This is a genomic window from Trinickia fusca (assembly GCF_003628145.1).
In the GTDB taxonomy this organism is placed as follows: domain Bacteria; phylum Pseudomonadota; class Gammaproteobacteria; order Burkholderiales; family Burkholderiaceae; genus Trinickia; species Trinickia fusca.
In genome coordinates this window covers 1-1,396 of sequence record NZ_RBZV01000036.1, presented here as the reverse complement: position 1 = coordinate 1,396, position 1,396 = coordinate 1, and the positions used below count along the sequence as shown (strand labels likewise).

The window sequence follows — 1,396 nt, the reverse complement described above, 5'->3', positions numbered from 1 at the left end:
GTGCGCTATCCATTAATAGGATGGTCCGCCCCTCCCATAATCGCGTAATCTGGGCCGACGCCTGTTTCTGTCCTCGGAGGTGTGCCATGAGCCAGCAATGCTCTACTGCGATCGCCCGCATGGGCATCGATATCGGGAAGTCCGTGTTCCACGTCGTCGGACTCGACGCCAAGGGCAAACCGGTGTTCCGGAACCGATTTACGCGTGAGCGACTGCTCGAGTTCCTGGCGCGTGCGTCACCAACGATCATCGGGATGGAGGCGTGCCCTGGTAGCAACTGGCTCGCTCGCAAAGCGATTGATCAGGGACATCAAGTCCGTATCGTTCCCGCACAGTTCGTCAAACCGTTTGTTAAGTCGAACAAGACCGATATCGTCGACGCAGAGGCTATTGCCGAGGCGATTTCTCGTCCCACCATGCGCTTCACGCAGCCGAAGACAGAAGCACAACTCGATCTGCAGGCACTACATCGAGTTCGGCAAAGACTGGTTTCCAGCAAGACAGCCATCGTCAATCAGGCTCGTGCATTTTTGCTCGAGTATGGCCTGACTATCGGAGCCGGCCCCGCATACTTCGTTCGAGATATGCCAAGCATCCTCGCCGACGACGGCAACGGTCTAACGCCTGCGATGCGCGATCTGTTGCAGGAGCAGTGGCAGGAACACCGCTCCATTGAGGCACGCCTTTTGCAATTACGCCGCCAGATCGAAGCAATCGCAGGGGCCGACGATGTCGCCACACGACTGATCTCGGTACCGGGTATCGCGCATCTGACCGCAACCGCGATTACTGCCTTCGCCGGTACCGGTACGCAGTTCAAATCCGGACGCCATTTCGCTGCCTGGCTAGGCCTTGTTCCCGGCGAATTCTCCACCGGAGGCAAGCAGCACTTGCTAGGGATTACCAAGCGAGGCAATCCATATCTGCGCAAGCTGTTGATCCACGGTGCCCGAGCGTGCGTCCTGCATCTCGATCGGACCAAGGACCATCTCGGACTCTGGATTTCGCAGATGGAGGCGAAGGGTATACACCGCAACAAGGTCATCGTCGCACTGGCCAACAAGCTCGCGCGTATCGCATGGACCATCCTCACGCGACGAGGAACGTTTTATCTTCGGCAGCCGCAAGTGCAGTAGGCTGCCGATCACCCGTCAAGGTTTGCAGACGTGCAATTGATGACGAAACAGCGCACCGGCGTTCGGTAAACCCGGGACAAAAAAACGGCCTTCGAGGTCAGTCCACTTATTGGGAACTGAGCGCGCATATCCCATCATGGCCTTGCCGCCAAAAGCGGCTGACTCGCGAGAGGCCGGATACATTTACGCAAACTGTCTCGTCGGAGAACGCCCGCTTGCAAAGCCGGGGCGGACCATACATTTTTTGCTCGGCCATATTC

Annotated in this window: 1 protein-coding gene; it reads left to right on the top strand. The window is 57.7% G+C overall.

The genetic code is table 11. The features are described 5' to 3' along the window. Positions 1-86 precede the first annotated feature (86 nt). Entirely contained in the window at positions 87-1,136 is a 1,050-nt protein-coding gene (locus D7S89_RS27035) for an IS110 family RNA-guided transposase (RefSeq protein WP_121281924.1), read from the top strand. Positions 1,137-1,396 lie beyond the last annotated feature (260 nt).

What these genes read in the sequence shown, in the direction of transcription:
- D7S89_RS27035 (WP_121281924.1), top strand. Translation starts at nt 87, where the DNA reads ATGAGCCAGCAATGCTCTACTGCGATCGCCCGCATGGGCATCGATATC.